17 protein-coding genes are annotated in these 16,368 nt (G+C 69.4%); 5 read left to right on the top strand and 12 right to left on the bottom strand.

Going from position 1 to position 16,368, the window contains the following annotated elements:
* The 7 genes from VG899_01850 to VG899_01880 form a co-directional block, all read right to left on the bottom strand.
* A partial coding sequence (locus VG899_01850; GenBank protein ID HWA65098.1) for a zinc-ribbon domain-containing protein occupies window positions 1-227 on the bottom strand: 227 nt, incomplete at its 3' end.
* Between the two features lie 37 nt (window positions 228-264).
* Window positions 265-1,071 carry an FkbM family methyltransferase gene (locus VG899_01855; GenBank protein HWA65099.1) on the bottom strand — a complete coding sequence of 269 codons (807 nt, stop codon included), beginning with the start codon at window positions 1,069-1,071 and terminating at the stop codon, window positions 265-267.
* A gap of 34 nt (window positions 1,072-1,105) precedes the next feature.
* Window positions 1,106-1,255 (bottom strand): hypothetical protein, encoded by a 150-nt coding sequence (locus VG899_01860; GenBank protein HWA65100.1) that lies wholly within the window; start codon window positions 1,253-1,255, stop codon window positions 1,106-1,108.
* Complete coding sequence (locus VG899_01865) at window positions 1,248-1,379, bottom strand: hypothetical protein (protein HWA65101.1); 132 nt, start codon at window positions 1,377-1,379, stop codon at window positions 1,248-1,250. Before VG899_01865 ends, VG899_01860 begins: the two co-directional genes overlap by 8 nt.
* A 60-nt stretch (window positions 1,380-1,439) precedes the next feature.
* A complete protein-coding gene (locus tag VG899_01870; GenBank protein HWA65102.1) occupies window positions 1,440-2,195 on the bottom strand; it encodes a hypothetical protein in 756 nt (251 codons plus the stop codon).
* Window positions 2,173-2,391, bottom strand: a complete 219-nt coding sequence (locus VG899_01875) for a hypothetical protein (protein ID HWA65103.1) — start codon at window positions 2,389-2,391, stop codon at window positions 2,173-2,175. The genes VG899_01870 and VG899_01875 overlap by 23 nt, the downstream gene beginning before the upstream one ends.
* Before the next feature lie 38 nt (window positions 2,392-2,429).
* On the bottom strand, window positions 2,430-3,305 hold the full coding sequence (locus VG899_01880) for a YihY/virulence factor BrkB family protein (GenBank protein ID HWA65104.1): 876 nt from the start codon (window positions 3,303-3,305) through the stop codon (window positions 2,430-2,432).
* Between the two features lie 50 nt (window positions 3,306-3,355).
* Here VG899_01880 and VG899_01885 point away from each other — a divergent pair, with 50 nt between their 5' ends.
* Complete coding sequence (locus VG899_01885) at window positions 3,356-4,975, top strand: isovaleryl-CoA dehydrogenase (GenBank protein HWA65105.1); 1,620 nt, start codon at window positions 3,356-3,358, stop codon at window positions 4,973-4,975.
* A gap of 26 nt (window positions 4,976-5,001) precedes the next feature.
* Here VG899_01885 and VG899_01890 read toward each other — a convergent pair whose 3' ends face one another.
* Entirely contained in the window at window positions 5,002-6,726 is a 1,725-nt protein-coding gene (locus tag VG899_01890; GenBank protein HWA65106.1) for a hypothetical protein, read from the bottom strand.
* Window positions 6,727-6,765: 39 nt separating this feature from the next.
* Between VG899_01890 and VG899_01895 the strand changes: the two genes are divergently transcribed.
* Complete coding sequence (locus VG899_01895; GenBank protein HWA65107.1) at window positions 6,766-9,699, top strand: hypothetical protein; 2,934 nt, start codon at window positions 6,766-6,768, stop codon at window positions 9,697-9,699.
* Window positions 9,700-9,745: 46 nt separating this feature from the next.
* Window positions 9,746-10,942 carry a S8 family serine peptidase gene (locus VG899_01900; protein HWA65108.1) on the top strand — a complete coding sequence of 399 codons (1,197 nt, stop codon included), beginning with the start codon at window positions 9,746-9,748 and terminating at the stop codon, window positions 10,940-10,942.
* 110 nt (window positions 10,943-11,052) lie between these two features.
* On the opposite strand, the gene VG899_01905 is transcribed toward VG899_01900, so the two are convergent.
* A complete protein-coding gene (locus VG899_01905; GenBank protein ID HWA65109.1) occupies window positions 11,053-11,970 on the bottom strand; it encodes a hypothetical protein in 918 nt (305 codons plus the stop codon).
* A gap of 97 nt (window positions 11,971-12,067) precedes the next feature.
* Between VG899_01905 and VG899_01910 the strand changes: the two genes are divergently transcribed.
* A complete protein-coding gene (locus VG899_01910; GenBank protein HWA65110.1) occupies window positions 12,068-13,105 on the top strand; it encodes an ATP-dependent DNA ligase in 1,038 nt (345 codons plus the stop codon).
* 152 nt (window positions 13,106-13,257) lie between these two features.
* Here VG899_01910 and VG899_01915 read toward each other — a convergent pair whose 3' ends face one another.
* Window positions 13,258-14,073, bottom strand: a complete 816-nt coding sequence (locus VG899_01915) for an IPT/TIG domain-containing protein (protein HWA65111.1) — start codon at window positions 14,071-14,073, stop codon at window positions 13,258-13,260.
* A gap of 23 nt (window positions 14,074-14,096) precedes the next feature.
* A complete protein-coding gene (ligD, locus tag VG899_01920; GenBank protein ID HWA65112.1) occupies window positions 14,097-15,134 on the bottom strand; it encodes a non-homologous end-joining DNA ligase in 1,038 nt (345 codons plus the stop codon).
* Window positions 15,135-15,168: 34 nt separating this feature from the next.
* Here ligD and msrB point away from each other — a divergent pair, with 34 nt between their 5' ends.
* Complete coding sequence (gene msrB / locus VG899_01925; protein ID HWA65113.1) at window positions 15,169-15,570, top strand: peptide-methionine (R)-S-oxide reductase MsrB; 402 nt, start codon at window positions 15,169-15,171, stop codon at window positions 15,568-15,570.
* 90 nt (window positions 15,571-15,660) lie between these two features.
* Here the strand turns inward: msrB and hemQ are convergent, their stop codons facing one another.
* Window positions 15,661-16,368 carry a hydrogen peroxide-dependent heme synthase gene (gene hemQ, locus VG899_01930; protein HWA65114.1) on the bottom strand — a complete coding sequence of 236 codons (708 nt, stop codon included), beginning with the start codon at window positions 16,366-16,368 and terminating at the stop codon, window positions 15,661-15,663.

Here is a 16,368-nt window from a genome sequence, read left to right on the forward strand (position 1 = left end):
GCGGCGATCACCAAGCCCCAGATGACCAGCGTGCTGTCGCGTACGTCGGAGGTGGCCTCCGCGTTCCCGCCCAGCGGCAGGACGGCGCCAGCGCGGGCCGGGCTCTCCTCGATGCTCGTCGTCGGGTGAGTCGTCATCGTCCGCGCACCGCCGGCCAACGCCGCGCCGCATCCCGGACAAGTGGCGGCGCCGGCCGGGATCGCCGCTCCGCAGTAGGTGCAGTTCATGCGTCCTCCCCAATCCCGTCAGTCGTGGCGATCGCCTTCAGTCACGGATGCAGACGATCGACAGCGCATCGCGCGGCACGACGTCGACGAGGACATCCGGCTCCGCTTCGAGGCGTGTCGTGAACCCGTGGTCGGCGAGGTCGGCCACGATGCCGGCGACGTCGACGCCCCAATGAATGTCGATGAGAAAGGTCATCGGCCGCGAGGTCGCGAGCAGCTTTCGCGCGCCGGCCAGGACGTACTCCTCCGCCCCCTCGACGTCGATCTTCACGACGTCGACCTGCGCAAGCGCTGACTCTGCAATGAGGTCGTCGAGAGTCCGTGCCGGGATCTGCACGGTGCCGCGCGGCTTCATGTGCTCGAGCGTGTGCACCTCGCTCGGCGCGATGGTGCTGGTCCCCGACTGATGTCCCTGGTGCAGCTCGATGGTCCCGGTCTCGGCTGCCGCCGCCACCGGCGCGACCTCCACGACGTGGTCGAGGTGATGCAGCCGTAGGTTCCGTTGCAGCTGGGGGACGTTGTCCGGGTCGGCCTCGACGGCGAGCACCCGCGTGCCGGGCCCACCTTGCTTGGCCGCCCAGATCGAGAAGTCACCGAGGTTTGCACCGACATCGACGAAGCCGCCGCCCGGCGGCAGGAAACGAGCGATGTTGCTGAACTTCATCGGCTCGTAGACCCACAGCAGCCGGCGCAGCGACTCCACCGAGTCGCCCAGGTCCATCCAGATCAGACCGGTGCGGGTCGGCATCGGGAGCGGGCGTCGCGGGGTGAAACGCTGGATCGCGGGCCAGTGCCGCGCCGCGTTGTTCGCCACCCGGTGGCGGGTGGCGCTGGCCCGGATCACCAGCCGAGCGTAACCAGCCGCGGGTGAGAACGCCCTAGCGCAGGATGGCGAGCAATACGAGCGCGGCGATCACCGCGACGATGCCACCCATCGCCCAGCCCGGAATGAACTCGGCCTTCTGCGACTGCTTGGCCTCGGCCAATCGCGGGCCGGGCAACGAGTGCGGATCGGTCTTGCTAGGCATGACGGGTGAACGCGTGCGCGATGCCGATGATCACGGCGAGGATCAGTCCGAGCCACAACACGTGCGCCACGAAACCGAGCCCGCCGAACAACAGCAACAGCACCAAGGCAAGTACAAGCAACATGACGACCTCCTGATCGGTTGCAGGAGTGATCACCAGATTCCGCGCGACTAATCCCGCCGATCAGGTGCAGGGCTGGCCCCCGATGGCGCCGAGCACCGTGATGCGTGCCCGGTCGACCCGGGCGGCGTCGTAGCGGGTTCGGCCGACGCCGTGACCGGAGGTGAGCTCGACGAACGCGCCCAGGGCCGAGCTGCCGGTGAGGCGGGCGAGCGCCGGTCCGAGGTAGACAGCCTGCTGGCAGCCGCTCGCCGTCAGGGCGTACACCTGGTGCTCCGGGCCGGGCAGGAGCCGCCGCCGGATGACGGCAAGCGCGACTGCTGCGGTCACGGTCGGCGCGAAGGTCAGGTACGTCGTACCGCCGTCCCAGCGGCCCCGCGACGCGACCGCCGGTTTCCCGAGCTCGCGGGTGATGCGGGCCGTCAACGCGCCGCAGTTCGTGTTGCGGGAGGCGTCAGCGGCGAGCACCGCTTCGGCCGCGGCCCGCGGTGCCGTCACGCCGAGCACGCCCAGTGACACGGCCAGCCGTTCCACGACCGCCTTCAGGGCGACCGGGTCGGCGTCCGTGCAGTGGCGCTGCAGCCGCAGCAAGGGGGCGAGGTACGCCAAGCGTCGTGCCGGCCGGGAGTCCTCGCCGGCGAGGGCGAATGCGACCTGCGCGATCGTCTGCGCCGTGCTGCCGGAGGACGACCCCGCTTCTGGGGCGACCGGTCCGCTCGACGACGCGCAGGCCGTCACCCCGCCGAGCGCGAGGGCAGCGGCGAGCGCGATGCCCGAGAGCCGCGCCGACGCCGACCTAGTTCTCGGGGCCGGGACCAAACTCGCTGACCGCGTTCATGATCCCGGCGAAGTAGCCGCCGATGCAGCCCGCGACGAACAGCCCGATGCCGACCCAGAACAGCGGCCAGTTCCAGTAGATCAGCGCAATCCCGCCGAGAATCGTCCCTGCGATCGCGACGTACACCGTCGCCCAGATCGTCAGCGATGCGTTGTGCCCACCGGACCCGCCGGCCATTGCGTCCTCCTCGGTCGAACCCGTACGCGACTAGCAGCCTAAGGCTCGTCCCGAGCCTCCACCGTCTCGGGGCGGGGCCAGAGCCGGTCTATCTCGGCGTTGAGCTCCGCTCCGAGCAGAATCGCCAACGCCGTCAGGTAGAGGAACAGCAGCACGGCGACAGGCGCGGACAGCGGCCCGTACGTCGCGGTCTTGCGAAACGCCCAGTCCAGCCAGGCCCGCAGCAACGTCGAGCCGACCACCCAGAACGACACGGCGAGCAGCGCGCCCGGAAGCGCCCGCCGCCACTGCGTACGCACCGGCAGCGCCTGGTGGTAGAGCGTCGCGATCAGCGCGAGAGACAGCAGGATGAGCACCGGCCAGTACCCGACCTCGAGGAAGCCGTGCACGGTGTCGTGCAACCGGTCCGGGAACGCCGACTCCAGCCGGGACGGCCCGAGCACCAGCAGCGGAAGCAGCACGATGACCCCGATGACGAACGTGAGATACATCCGCAGCGCCAGCAGCCGGCTGCGCACCGCGCCGCGATGGCTGCGCAGACCGTAGGCGATCGTGATCGTGTTGACGTAGGTCGCCATCGCCGACGATCCGGTCCACAGCGACACGACGAAGCTGATCGACACGACGTCGGCCCGGCCGCCGAACAGGATCCGGTGCAGTGCCGGAGCGATCGTCGAGTGCACCGCGCTCGGCACGATGACGTGCGTGAGCCCCTTCTCGATCGAGTTCTGCAGCCGGTTGAGGTTGTCCGCGCCGAGCAGCCCGTTGAAGTAGCCGATCACGCCGAGGACGGCGAGGATCAGCGACGGCAGCGACAGCAGCTGCCAGAAGCCGGCCTCCGCGGCGAGACCGAGGATGCGGTCGTGCCACGCCCGGCGAGCGGTCGAGATGGCGAGGTCGCGTGCGGTCGCCATCACGAAACGGTACGGCGAATCCGGCCGGGAACCCTGCTTCACTGGTGCCCATGACCGATACCCACCTGGTCACGAACCAGCCGCCGCCGCTCGTCGACTACGACGTGTTCAACGCCGACCTGGCCCTCGTCGAAGGCGTGCAACGCCATCAGGCCGGCTGGGCGATGGAGTCACTCGGCGAGCTCGGGCGGCGCGCCGGCGGTGCGGAAGCCCAGGAGTGGGGTCGGCTCGCGAACGTCAACCCGCCCCGGCTAGTCACCCACGACCGCTACGGGCACCGCATCGACGAGGTCGAGTTCCACCCGTCGTGGCACGAGCTGATGACGGTCGCCGTCTCGGCCGGGCTGCACTCCAGCTCCTGGACCGACCCGAAGCCGGGTGCCCACGTCGCCCGCGCCGCGGCGTTCTCGGTCTGGTCACAGACCGAAGGCGGCCACGGCTGCCCGATCTCGATGACGCACGCCGCGGTCCCGGCGCTGCGCGCCGACGCTGCCCTCGCCGCCGAGTGGGAGCCGCGCCTGACGTCGCGCGTCTACGACTTCGGGCTTCGCGTCCCGGCCGACAAAGCGGGTTGCCTCGCCGGCATGGGCATGACGGAGAAGCAGGGCGGCTCCGACGTACGCACCAACACGACCGTCGCGGAGCCGGCCGCCGACGGGACGTACCGGATCACCGGCCACAAGTGGTTCACGTCCGCGCCGATGTGCGACGTGTTCTTGATCCTGGCCCAGGCGCCGGGCGGGCTCACCTGTTTCGTCGTCCCTCGGATCCTGCCCGACGGCACCCGTAACACCTTCCGCATCCAGCGCCTCAAGGACAAGCTCGGCAACAAGTCCAACGCGTCGAGTGAGCCGGAGTTCGACGACACCGTCGGCTGGCGGCTGGGCGACGAGGGGGCCGGGGTCCGCACCATCATCGAGATGGTCACCTCGACGCGGCTGGACTGCGTGATCGGCACGTCGACCCTGATGCGGGTCGCGGTGGCGCAGGCGACCCATCACGCGCGGCACCGCCAGGCGTTCGGCCGCTACCTCGCCGACCAGCCGCTGATGCGGATGGTGCTCGCCGACCTCGCCGTCGAGTCCGAGGCGGCGACGACCCTGATGACGCGACTGGCCGCCGCGGTCGACGACGACGAGTCGGCGTTCAAGCGGGTGGGCTTGGCGGTCGGCAAGTACTGGGTGTGCAAGCGGGGTCCGGCGGTGGCCGCGGAAGCCCTCGAATGCTTCGGCGGCAACGGCTTCGTCGAGGACTTCCCGATGGCGCAGATCTATCGGGAGGCTCCGCTGAACTCGATCTGGGAGGGGTCGGGCAACGTCAACGTGCTCGACGTACTTCGGGGACTGGCGCGTACGCCGGAGGCGTGGGAGGCGTTCCGTGCCGAGGTGTCGCTGGCCGCCGGCGCCGACCGCCGGCTGGACGCCGCCGCGTCAGCGCTCGACGCCGAGCTGGCCGACACCTCCGACATCGAGGTGCGGGCGCGGCGGGTGGTCGAGCGCATGGCGCTGGTCCTGCAGGGGTCGCTGCTGGTGCGCTTCGCGCCGCCGGCGGTCGCCGACGCGTTCTGCGCCTCGCGGCTGGCCGGCGACTGGGGACACGCGTTCGGGACGCTGCCGCCGGGCGTCGACACCGCGGCGATCGTCGAACGCGCAACCCCGAAGGTCGGCTAGCCCCACCCCTGACCGCATGGCACCGCTCACATGTGCGGTTCGGTTTTGATCATGTTGGGCTCGGCGGGGAACTTGGTGTCTGCGCCCGGCCCGTTGAGCAGGTCGTTGGCGAACAGCGGGCACTCGCCGTCCTTGGACAGGTACGCCGACTGCGGCTTGCCCAACGTGTCCGCCGCTCCGCGCAGCAGCGAGCACTCGATCCGCGAGCCGATCGTGAACGACACGTTGAAGAAGAAGTTGTCGTTGCCGATCGGATCCGGGCACCCGATGGACACGCCGAGCACCTTGCACGCCGGGTCACCGGCCGGCGGCGGGTTGCCGGAGAACAGCGAGCGCCGGATCGGCTCCGGGTACGACGACAGCGGCGCGATCAGGTAGCCGAGGAAGTCACCCGCCGTACCGATGTTGAGGTAGCCCTGCATCCCCGGCACGTCGTCACGGACCGCCTGCACGATCTGCGGGTACATCTCTCCCGGCCCCCCGCTGACCAACAGGTCCCCGATGTGCCCGGAGAACGTCGTCGTGCCGAGCAGGTTCGCGGTGAACCACGGGTAGCCGAGCGCCCGCGCGCCCGGGGCGCCGACCAGCGAGCCGGCGTACTCGACCGCGAGCAGGACCGGCGAGTCGATCACGTCCTCGATGAGATAGCTGGACATCCCGACCGTCGCGGGGCCGCGCACCGGCTGCGAGTGGCGCACCGCGTACTTCACCCCGAGCAGGACGCGGCCGGCGTACTCGTCGAGCTCACACAGCTGCTTGGCCTTGAACGCCTTGAGGTTCGGCTCGAGGCACTCCGCCCGGTTGGGCTGAGTGCGCCCGAGCGTGCCGACCTGATCCATCGCGAAGCCGCCGAACGCCTTCCTCATCGCGTCGTTGAGCCGCCCGACGTAGTCACCGGTCACGTAGGTGTTGTCGGAGTCGAGCACGGTCGGGTGCGAGGAGTAGTTGGTGTAGGTGTCGAGAACCTTGCCCGTCTTCGGGTCGTGCGCCTGGATGACGCGGATCTCGTCGTCCATCGTCTGGTTGCGCGGGTCGTTGGAGAACTGGTTGGTCAGCAGCGGGTCGTCGTTGACACTCGGCGGGTACTCCTTGGTCTCCCCCGCGACGCCGGCGTGCGCCACGCCGTAGGTGAGCGTCGCGGGCCGCATGGCCTGCCACGCCTCGACCAGCGCCTTGACGGTCCGGTCGTGCACCAGCTCGAGGTACGACGTCGGGTCGCCGCCCCACACGCCCACGGTGTCCGGGCCACCGTGGGTGTGGTCGGAGTCGACGAGGATCTCCGACGCCGTCGGCACCGGCGCGTGCTCCCGCTCGCGTGAGGCGAGTCTGGCGATCTCCGCGGCCGCGTCCTTGCGGATGTCCTCGATCCCGAACGGGCCCTGCTTGTAGGCGATGAAGTAGCCCTGCGTCTCGATCTGGGCGAACGCGATCGTGTGGGTCCGGTCGCTGAACATGATCGCCCGGCTGTGCGAGCCGTCGCCGAGGATGCCGGTGGCGTAGCGACCGACCGTGTCCGGGATCTGGTACTTGTTGGCGATCTTGTCGTCACCGAAGCCGTAGCCGCCGAGATAGAAGTCCTTGTGGGCGAGCATCGCCGGCGTCGGGTTGATCGACTCCGCAGCTCCGCCCACGAGATAGATCGCCGGCTGCTCGGGCTGCGTGCCGCGCTTTGCCGACGCGAACGCCGCCGGCGCGACCGATCCGGCGCAGAGGGCGACGGCGAGCAGGGTGACGGCGGGTCTACGGCGCATTCGAGAGGTTTCGCCTGCGACGCGGCGAAGTCCTGCCGCATGCGCCGAGCGGTCACCGCGGTTGTCGCCACCTTGACCCTGCTCCTCGGAGCCGTCGTCGGGATCTCCACGGTCTCGGCCGCCGGAGCGACGAGCGCCGGCGCCTGGCACGGCCTGCGTGCCGGCGCGGCCGTGGTGGACGCCACGTGGCACGTCGGCGCCTCAGCCGGCCAGTACGCCAGCCAGATCGGCGGCCAGGACCTCAAGGGCGAGTGGGACCCCAACGTCGCGTCAGTGTTGAAGCGCTCGTCGTACGGCGTCGCCTCGCGGCTGTCGATCAGCGCGATCGTCCTGCAGGACGGCAAGGGCGATCCGCCGATCGCGCTGGTCCGTGACGACAACTACCTCGCCCAGGACATGCTGGTCCGGCGAGTCGGCCAGCTCCTCGCCGCGGCGCACAGCCCGGTCACCTACGGCAACATCCTGCTGTCGGCCCTGCACGACCACTCCTCGCCGTACTACTCGACGCCCGCCGCCGGCGTCTGGCTGTTCCAGGACGTCATGGACCTGCGAATGTTCGAATACCAGGCCCGCCAGATGGCCACCGCGATCGAGAAGGCCTACGCCGCGATGACCCCGGCCCGGGTCGGCGCGACGACGGTCCAGTTCGCCGGCTTCCAGGGCAACATCGCCGGTGCCGACGTCAACGAGGACGGCTCCCCCACCGGCTACCCGGAGCAGGACAACGACCACGAGCTCACGGTCATGCGCTTCGACAACATGTCCGACCCCTCGCACCCGACGCCGCTGGCGACCTGGGTCGACTACGCCGAGCACGGTGAGTCCCTCGACGAGTACGACCTCATCAGCGAGGACTGGATGGCGCCGTTCATGCACTACATGACGAGCGCCACGCACGCACCGATGGTGTTCAGCCAGGGCGGCGTCGGATCGGCGGAAGGCCCCTACGAGCACAACTACCCGGCGGGTGAGGTCCCGACGCTGACCGACCACGGCCAGAAGGTGTACGAGATCTACGGCCACATGGGGTACGCCCAGGCGGTCCGCGGCACCCACCTGCTGTTCGAGCACGCGATCGCCGCGTGGCGCGCGATCGGCGGCGCGCACAACGGCATCAAGGTCGACGTGCCGTACTCGACCGATCCGACCGTCACCATGCTGACCCGCTGGTACGCCGGGCCGATCTCGCACCCGTACCCGTCGGTGGGGAACTGCCGCACCGGGCCGACGCTGGCCGGCAACCCCGGCGTGCCGGCGGCCGGGCTGCCCGACTGCGAGCGGGTCTCCGACGTCGGCGCCCCGACACTGCCGTTCTCCCCGAAGCTGTTCGACCAGCTCAAGGCAGCGGGCCTGCCGATCCCGGACAACTACGACGTCCCCTCCGCCGGCCTGGTCGAGGAGAACGAGGCGATCAAGCTCCAGGCGGTGCGGATCGGCCAGATCCTGCTCGGCTCCTGCGCCTGCGAGCCACAGGCAGACCTGACCCGCAACTTCGAGACGCGTACCGACCGCACGACCGGCAACGAGTGGCTCGGCTTCAACTACGGAAGCCAGGCCGACGTCGACGAGGGGTGGCCGGTCGGCTACGACAACGGGCTGCCGGCGAAGCCGGTGCGAGCCTGCTACCGGTCGACCAAGACCGGCTACTCCTGCCCCGATCCGCGGGATCCGCTCGGCGTGGCCCGGCTGACGGTCTCGAATGCGGCGTACCAACACATGGAAGCCGAGGTCGACAACAACGCGGCAGGCTGGAACGCGACGAGCTACGCGCTCAACGCGGGATCGGAGCCGGTCAAGGACCCCGCGATCAAGGGCAACTTCACCCACACCGAGCTCGGCGCGGGCCAGTACGCGAAGTGTCCCGGCTACCAGCTGTCGGTCGCTTTGGGCCACACCGGCGACTACAACGGCTACACGGTCACCTACCGCGAGTACGAAGCGCGCGACTCCTATCGCAAGGCGCTGACCGCCTACGGCCCGCACAGCGCTGACTACTACGTCACGAACCTGCTGGGCATGGCGGCGAACCTGATGTGCGGTACGCCGGTCCCGACCCAGCCCACCGACGCCATCGCCACCGTCAACGAGCTGCGCCAGCAGAGCGAAGCGGTCGTGCTCGGCGAGATCTCCTCGGCCTACTACAACGCCTGGACCGCGCGCGTCCCGGACAGCATCGGTCCGGCCAAGGTGCTCACCCAGCCGAAGAACCTCACCCGCTTCGACGACGCGACCGTGACCTGGGTGGGTGGAGACAACTGGACCGACGACCCGACGGTCGTGGTGCAGCGCAAGGTCGACGGCACGTGGCGGCAGTACGCCGACCAGAGCGGACAGATCCAGGTCGTGTTCGACGAGCGCCCGCCGCTGTCGGTGGCCGCCTTGCGTGAGCTGACCGGCCAGCAGCGCTGGTTGTGGACCGCGTCGATGGAGGTCTTCGACTCCTACCCGCGCGCCGACGTGCCGGGCGGTCAGGTTCCCAATGGCGACTACCGCTTCGTGATCGACGGCGACATCCACACCGGCGGCGCGGTGCATCCCTACCGGCTCACCTCTCGGGTGTTCCGAGTGCGGCCTTGGCGCGGCATCAGGGTCGAGGACCTGCGGGTCAGCCACGGGCGGGCGACGTTCGCGATGGCGCCGATCCGCTACCCGCGCCTGCCGATCCATGTCCCCGACGCGCTGAAGCGGTTCTACAAGGACAACGGCGGCGGCACCGGCAAGCCGAACACCAGCGTGATCTGCGAGACCTGCAGCTTCGAGCCGTGGGCCACTCGCGGCCGGCTGGCCAGCGCGCAGATCGAGATCGTGGGTCGCGACGGCGCCGTCGTCCGCACCGTCAGGGCTCACCGCATCGACGGGCGTACGTGGGGGGCGCGGCTTCCGCTCCGGACGGGCGAGCGGGCCGTCGTCGCGCCCGGCGGCGTCCGCGACACCTACGGCGAGACCAACGCCAGAGGCCTTTCCACAGCCTGACAGCTGGCCGCAGACAGCGACCGGAAGTGACCCGCAGTCTTCTGCGATGCCCTCACTTCGCACCCTGACCGTTGCTTCGATGGCCCTCGCCGCGGCGATCTCCGCCGCTCCGGTCGCGCTCAGCGCGAGCGCGGCGACGGCCCACCCGACCCGGGACGCCGTCGTGTGCAAGCACGCCGGAACCGCCCGTGCCCGCTGCTTCGCGATCCGCGTCGACCGACTGGCGCGCGGCCGGGTACGCCACTCGGCGACCCCGCTCGGCTACGCGCCAAGCGATTTGGCCGCCGCCTACGACCTGCCAGCGGCCGGCACCGACGCCGGCAGCGGCGAGACCGTCGCCGTCGTCGACGCGTACGACGACCCGACGGCCGAGTCGGATCTCGCGCTCTACCGCAAGCAGTTCCACCTGCCGGCCTGCACCGGCGCGAGCGGCTGTTTCCGCAAGGTGGACGAGCGCGGCGGGACCGACTACCCGCCGGCCGACCCGGGCTGGTCGGAGGAGATCAGCCTGGACGTGGACATGGTCAGCGCGGTCTGCCCGAACTGCCACATCCTGCTGGTCGAGGCGGACACCGCCTCGATGGCCAACCTCGGCGCGGCGGTCGACGAGGCAGTGGCGCTCGGCGCGGACGCGGTCAGCAACAGCTACGGCGGTCCGGACGCCAAGGACTCGACGTACGGCCGCTACTACCACCACGCGGGAGTCGCGGTGACCGCGTCGGCGGGTGACAACGGCTATGGCGTGTCCTACCCGGCCTCGTCGAAGTGGGTCACCGCGGTCGGCGGCACGACCCTGTCGCGCAGCACGTCGAGCCGCGGCTTCACGGAGACCGCGTGGACCGACGGCGGCAGCGGATGCTCGGACCTCAACGCCACGACCTGGCAGTCCGCGGACGTTACCGGATGCGACGGGCGAGCCGTCGCCGACGTCGCTGCGGTGGCCGACCCGGCGACCGGAGTCGCGGTCTACGACAGCACGCCGTACGAGTCCGCGGTCGGGTGGTTGACCTTCGGCGGCACCTCCGCGTCATCGCCGATCATCGCCGCCGTCTTCGCGCTCGCCGGCAACACGACTGACGTCAGCGACGGCTCCTTCGTGTGGGAGCACCAGTCGGTGTCATCGCTCTGGGACGTGACCGGCGGCAGCAACGGCCAGTGTCCGACCGTGCAATGGTGCCAGGCGCGAGCCGGCTGGGACGGGCCGACCGGCTTGGGCACCCCGCACGGCATCGCCGCCTTCTAGACCTCGGACATCCGAGTTGCCAACGATAGACACTCGACCCGATCTTGACGTTTTCGGCCTGATGAGGGGTCCAACAGGCCGAAAGCGTCAAGATCACCCTGCGTCTGGCGTCAGGTCACCGTGACCAGGCTGAACGACTTCACCGTCTTGGACCCGGCGACGAAGCCGTTGTTCACTCCGACTACCCATTTGCTGCCGTCGGGCAGGATCGCGAGGCCCTCTAGCTCGTAGGAACTGCCCGAGATCGTCGGCATGTTGTGGGCCTGTTGATCGCCGCTTCCATCGACGAAGTTGTGGAAGCCGACGGTGAACTTTGCCTCGTCTTGTTGCGCGTCGGTCTGGGTCGCCCAGTAGAGCCAGTTCCCAGTGACGTCATATCCAAGATTGCTTGGAGAACCGGGAATCTGAAACGAACCCATGGATGGTGGAAAGGTCCCGCTTCCCGAGCTCTTGACTGCGGCGAGGCCGTAAACCCAGAGCTTGTTGTTGCCATCGCGAACGACGAGATTCGAGGTATTGACATTGACCGTGAGCGGGTTGGTCAGCGGAGGGGACCAATGCGTCTCGTCCTCGAAGGTGTCGGAATCCGGGTTGAAGTCTCCCCGGGTTATCTGATGGCCGTCGACGGGGTCCTTGGCGCCGTTGCTGCAAGGCGTCCAGATCGTGGGGCCGTTGTTCCCAATCTGGCCGCCGTGGCTGTGCGTCGCGAAGCGGTTGATCGCCGGCGAGCCATCAGACGGGCTCTTGAACTGGCTGAACGTCAGTTGCGTGCTTGGCACCTTCGGCGTCGCTTTGTCATCCGCGTTGTTCTGACACGTGTACACCGTGCTGCCGTTGAAGCCGAAGCATTGCATCGCATTGCCTGGCGGCAACGGGACCTTCGTCCAGCCCGAATAAATGCTCGGCGTACCGGGCAGCGGGATCGGTGCAGTAGACGCGCGAGCGAGTGCAGGTAGCCCGATATCAAGGGCGCCGCCCGCAACAACAGCGCCCGCCGCCTGCATGAACCTACGACGCGAGAGTTCCACGACTTCTCCTCAGCGTGGCGGATCCCCCGTACCACGCTGTCTACCTCCTCGGCACCGCGACATCAATGCTCAACGCACGAGGTGGTGGAATCGGGGCGTGAAGCTTCCCGTCATGCCGCCGGTCTCGCCGATGCTCGCGAAGGCGGTACCCGACGTACCCGAAGGCGAGTTCCTCTACGAGCCCAAGTGGGACGGCTTCCGGTCGATCATCTTCCGTGACGGCGACACGGTCGAGGTCGGCTCTCGCAACGAGAAGCCGATGACCCGCTACTTCCCCGAAGTCGTCGAAGCGGTCAAGGCGGCCCTGCCGGACAAGTGCGTCGTCGACGGCGAGATCGTCGTACCGATCAACGGCCGCTTGGAGTTCGAGGTGCTCCAGCAGCGGATCCACCCGGCGGAGTCCCGGGTCCGCAAGCTGGCCGCGGAAACCCCCGCGCACTTCGTCGGCTTCGATCTGCTCGCGATCGGTGACATCTCCCTGATGGGCGCGCCGTTTCGCGAGCGTCGGGCACAGCTCGAGTCCGCCGTCACGCCGACCGCCGACGTCCACGTCACGGCGGCAACCCGAGACGTCGCCGAGGCCAAGCGGTGGTTCACCGACTTCGAGGGGGCCGGCCTCGACGGCGTCGTCGCGAAAGGGCTCGAGCTGACCTACCAGCCCGACAAGCGCGTGATGTTCAAGATCAAGCACGCGCGCACGGCCGACTGCGTGCTGGCCGGCTTCCGCTGGCACAAGAGCGGTCCGATCGTCGGCTCACTGATCCTCGGGCTGTACGACGGGGACCAGCTGCGCCACGTCGGCGTCGCCGCATCGTTCCCGATGAAGCGACGGGCGGAGCTGGTCGAGGAGCTCGCGCCGCTGCGGGACAACGCCGAGCAGGGACACCCGTGGATCGGCAGCGAATGGGGGCCCGGCGGCACCCCGAACCGCTGGAACTCCGGCAAGGACATGAGCTTCGAGCCGCTACGACCCGAACTGGTCGTCGAGGTCGCTTACGACCAGATGGAAGGTCACCGCTTCCGCCACACCGCCCAGTTCAAGCGGTGGCGGCCGGACCGCGAGCCGCGCAGCTGCAGCTTCGCCCAGCTGGAGCGGCCGCTGAAGTGTGCGATCGACGAGGTGTTCAGCGCCTGACGGCCGATGCTGTTCAGCACGCCTTCAGGTTCCGACGGTTAGGTACGAACAGCAGGACGCACTCGCCGGTGTGGCTACCGATCCGGCTCGTCCGACCCCTCCCCCCGGAGGTCGGACCCGGCGAGTGCGTCCTCGCCCATTTCCGGGCCCGGTCAGCACCGCAGATGCGACCTCGCCGCCTGACCACCGACGGCAAACGGCGACGGGTCGCGGTTGTCGAGGATGGCCAGCAGCCTGTCGAGCAGCCGCTGCGCCCGGGCGGGCGGCTCACCGGCGTACCCCACGACGATCTGGTGGCGGCGCACGGTGAGGATCTGGGTATCCGTGCCGCACGCGATCTCCTCGTCCGGCCGCGGGTAGCGGGCGTCGAGGGTGCTGACACGTGCGTTCGCCGCCAGGTCCCGCAGTTTGCGCATCGTGGGTGCCGGCAGCTCGAACCGATACGTCGCGGGCTTCTCGGTGTCGACGATGCTCGTCTCACCGGATTTCGCGACCGTCATCGTGATCTTGTTGCGCGCGCCGGTACCCAGCTGGTAGCGCAGCAGCTCGCCGGCCGGCTGCGAAACGGTGGGGGCGTACGGCGAGAAGACGAACGCGATCTTGCCGTTCTCGAGCCCTTCGGCCGTGCTGGTGCCGTTCGGGGTGGTCACGGTCACGATCACCCGGCCCGCGGCATGCCGCGGCGACACCGCGACGATCCGGCCATCGGACTTGACGGTGAACGACATCGCCGGCGTCTGCTTGCCGAACCTGACGCTCGTCGCGCCGGTGAAGCCGGTCCCGTCGATGCGGACCGTCGTCCCCCCGACGAGCGGGCCGGAGTTCGGGATCATGGTCGAGACGGCCGGCGGCACCGGAGCAACGGGCGACGTCGCCGCCTGACTGGGAGTCGCGAGCACCCCCGCCGACGCGGCCACCAGCGCGACGGCCGTCGCGGCACCCCGGCGGACAGTGGGCAGTGCGGTCATGTGAGCCTCCCTGACGGTTCGGCTCACGACTCGTGAGTCCAGTTGGCGGCGTTCATCTTGCTCGGCTGCACCCGCGGCGGCTCGCCCGGCATCTTGGGATAGTTCGGCGGGTACGGCGCGTCACCCAGGCCGTGGTCGGCCTCGTCGCGGTCGGCCCACTCCAGCAGCGGCTCGATCCCGAACACCGCGTCGTCGATGCCGGCGTGGACATCACCGAGCTCGGCGTACCGCTTCGGCAGCGTGTTGATGGTGAAGTCCTCGGTCTCGACGTCCGGCAGCTCCTCCCACGTCACCGGCGCGGAAGCCGGCGCGTGGGCGAACCCGCGCAGCGAGTACGCCGCCGCGATCGTGCGGTCCTTCGCGTTCTGGTTGAAGTCCACGAAGATCCGCTCGCCGCGCTCTTCCTTCCACCAGGCGGTCGTCACCCGGTCCGGCGCGCGGCGCTCAACCTCCCGGGCGAAGGCCAGGGCGGCCCGGCGTACCTCACGGAAGCCGTAGTCGGGCTTGATGCGGACGTAGATGTGCACGCCGCGGTTGCCCGACGTCTTCGGCCACCCGACCGCGCCGAGTTCGTCGAGCACCTCGTGGACGATGCCCGCCACCTGCTTCGCCTCGGCGAAGCCGGTCCCCGGCTGCGGGTCCAGGTCGATGCGCAGCTCGTCGGGCTGCTCCACCGCCGTACACCGGGTGTGCCAGGGGTGGAACTCGACCGTCGACATCTGCACGGCCCAGGCGACCGCGCCGAGCTCGGTCACGCACAGCTCGTCGGCGGTGCGGCCCGACGGGAAGGACACCTCCGCGGTCTGCACCCAGTCGGGCGCGCCCTTCGGGATCCGCTTCTGGTAGATCTTCTCGCCCGCGACGCCCTGCACCCCTTCCGGATAGCGGTGCAGCATGCAGGGCCGCTCGTAGAGCGCCCGGACGATGCCCTCGCCGACCGAGAGGTAGTAGTTGACGACGTCGAGCTTCGTCGCGCCGATCGCCGGGAAGTACACGCGGTCGGGGTTGGTGACCTTGACCGTGCGCCCTTCGACGTCGAGCTCGACGAACGGGGAAGCCATAGCCGGACGGTACCGCCCGTGACAGCATCGAGGCATGACACACGAGGTCGAGAAGACGGACGAGCAATGGCGGGCTGAGCTCTCCCCGGAGGAGTACGCCGTACTCCGTCAGGCGGGCACCGAACGCCCCGGGACCGGACCGCTGCTGCACGAGCACCGCACCGGCATCTTCCGCTGCCGGGCCTGCGGCAACGTGCTGTTCATGAGCGACACCAAGTTCGAGTCCGGCAGCGGCTGGCCGTCGTTCTACGACCCGGCGAACTCCGATGCCGTCGAGCTGCTCGACGACAGCTCCCACGGCATGAAGCGCACCGAGGTCCGCTGCAAGCGGTGCGGGTCTCACCTCGGCCACGTCTTCGACGACGCGCCACAGACGCCGACCGGCGAGCGCTACTGCATGAACAGCCTCAGCCTGACCTTCGACCCGGCCGACTGACCCCGTCGAGCCCTACGTTGTTGGTCTTTCAGCGCCCGCGAAAGACCAACAACGTTGGGCTCGGCGAGAGGGGGTCGGGCGAGAAGGGGGTCAGGGGAGGGCGGCGACCAGCTCGGCCGGCGACTTGCGGGCGCCCGGGTAGAACGGGATCTCCAGGCGGGTGTGCCGCCGTGCGGTGGCCGCACGAAGCTCGCGCATCAGGTCGACGATGCGGTGCATCTCGTCGGCTTCGAAGGCCAGCACCCACTCGTAGTCACCGAGCGCGAAGGCCGCGACCGTGTTGGCGCGTACGTCGGCGTACTCCCGGGCCATCTTCCCGTGCTCGGCGAGCATGAAGCGCCGCTCCTCGTCGGGCAGCAGGTACCACTCGTAGGACCGGTTGAACGGATACACGCTGACGTAGCGCTTGGGCTCCTCACCGGCGAGGTACGCCGGCACGTGGCTCTTGTTGAACTCGGCCGGGCGGTGCAACGCCATCGCCGACCAGACCGGCTCGCACGACCTGCCGAGGGCACTCGCCCGGAACCGCGACCACGCCTCCTGGAGGTCGTCCGACGTCGGCGCCACCCACCACAGCATCAGGTCGGCGTCCGCACGGAAGCCGCTCACGTCGTAGAGGCCGCGGGTGACGACCCCCTTCTCTTCGAGCTGCTCGAGCAGGGTGTCCAGATCCCGGGCGACGCCGTCTCGACCGTCCGCCGCCAGCCGGTCGGTGACCTTGAACACCGACCACATCGTGTAGCTGATCGTCTCGTTGAGATCCTTGGCCCGCTTACCCGGTGACCGCCCGTCTGCCAT

The organism is Mycobacteriales bacterium, assembly GCA_035550055.1.
In the GTDB taxonomy this organism is placed as follows: domain Bacteria; phylum Actinomycetota; class Actinomycetes; order JAFAQI01; family JAFAQI01; genus DASZTV01.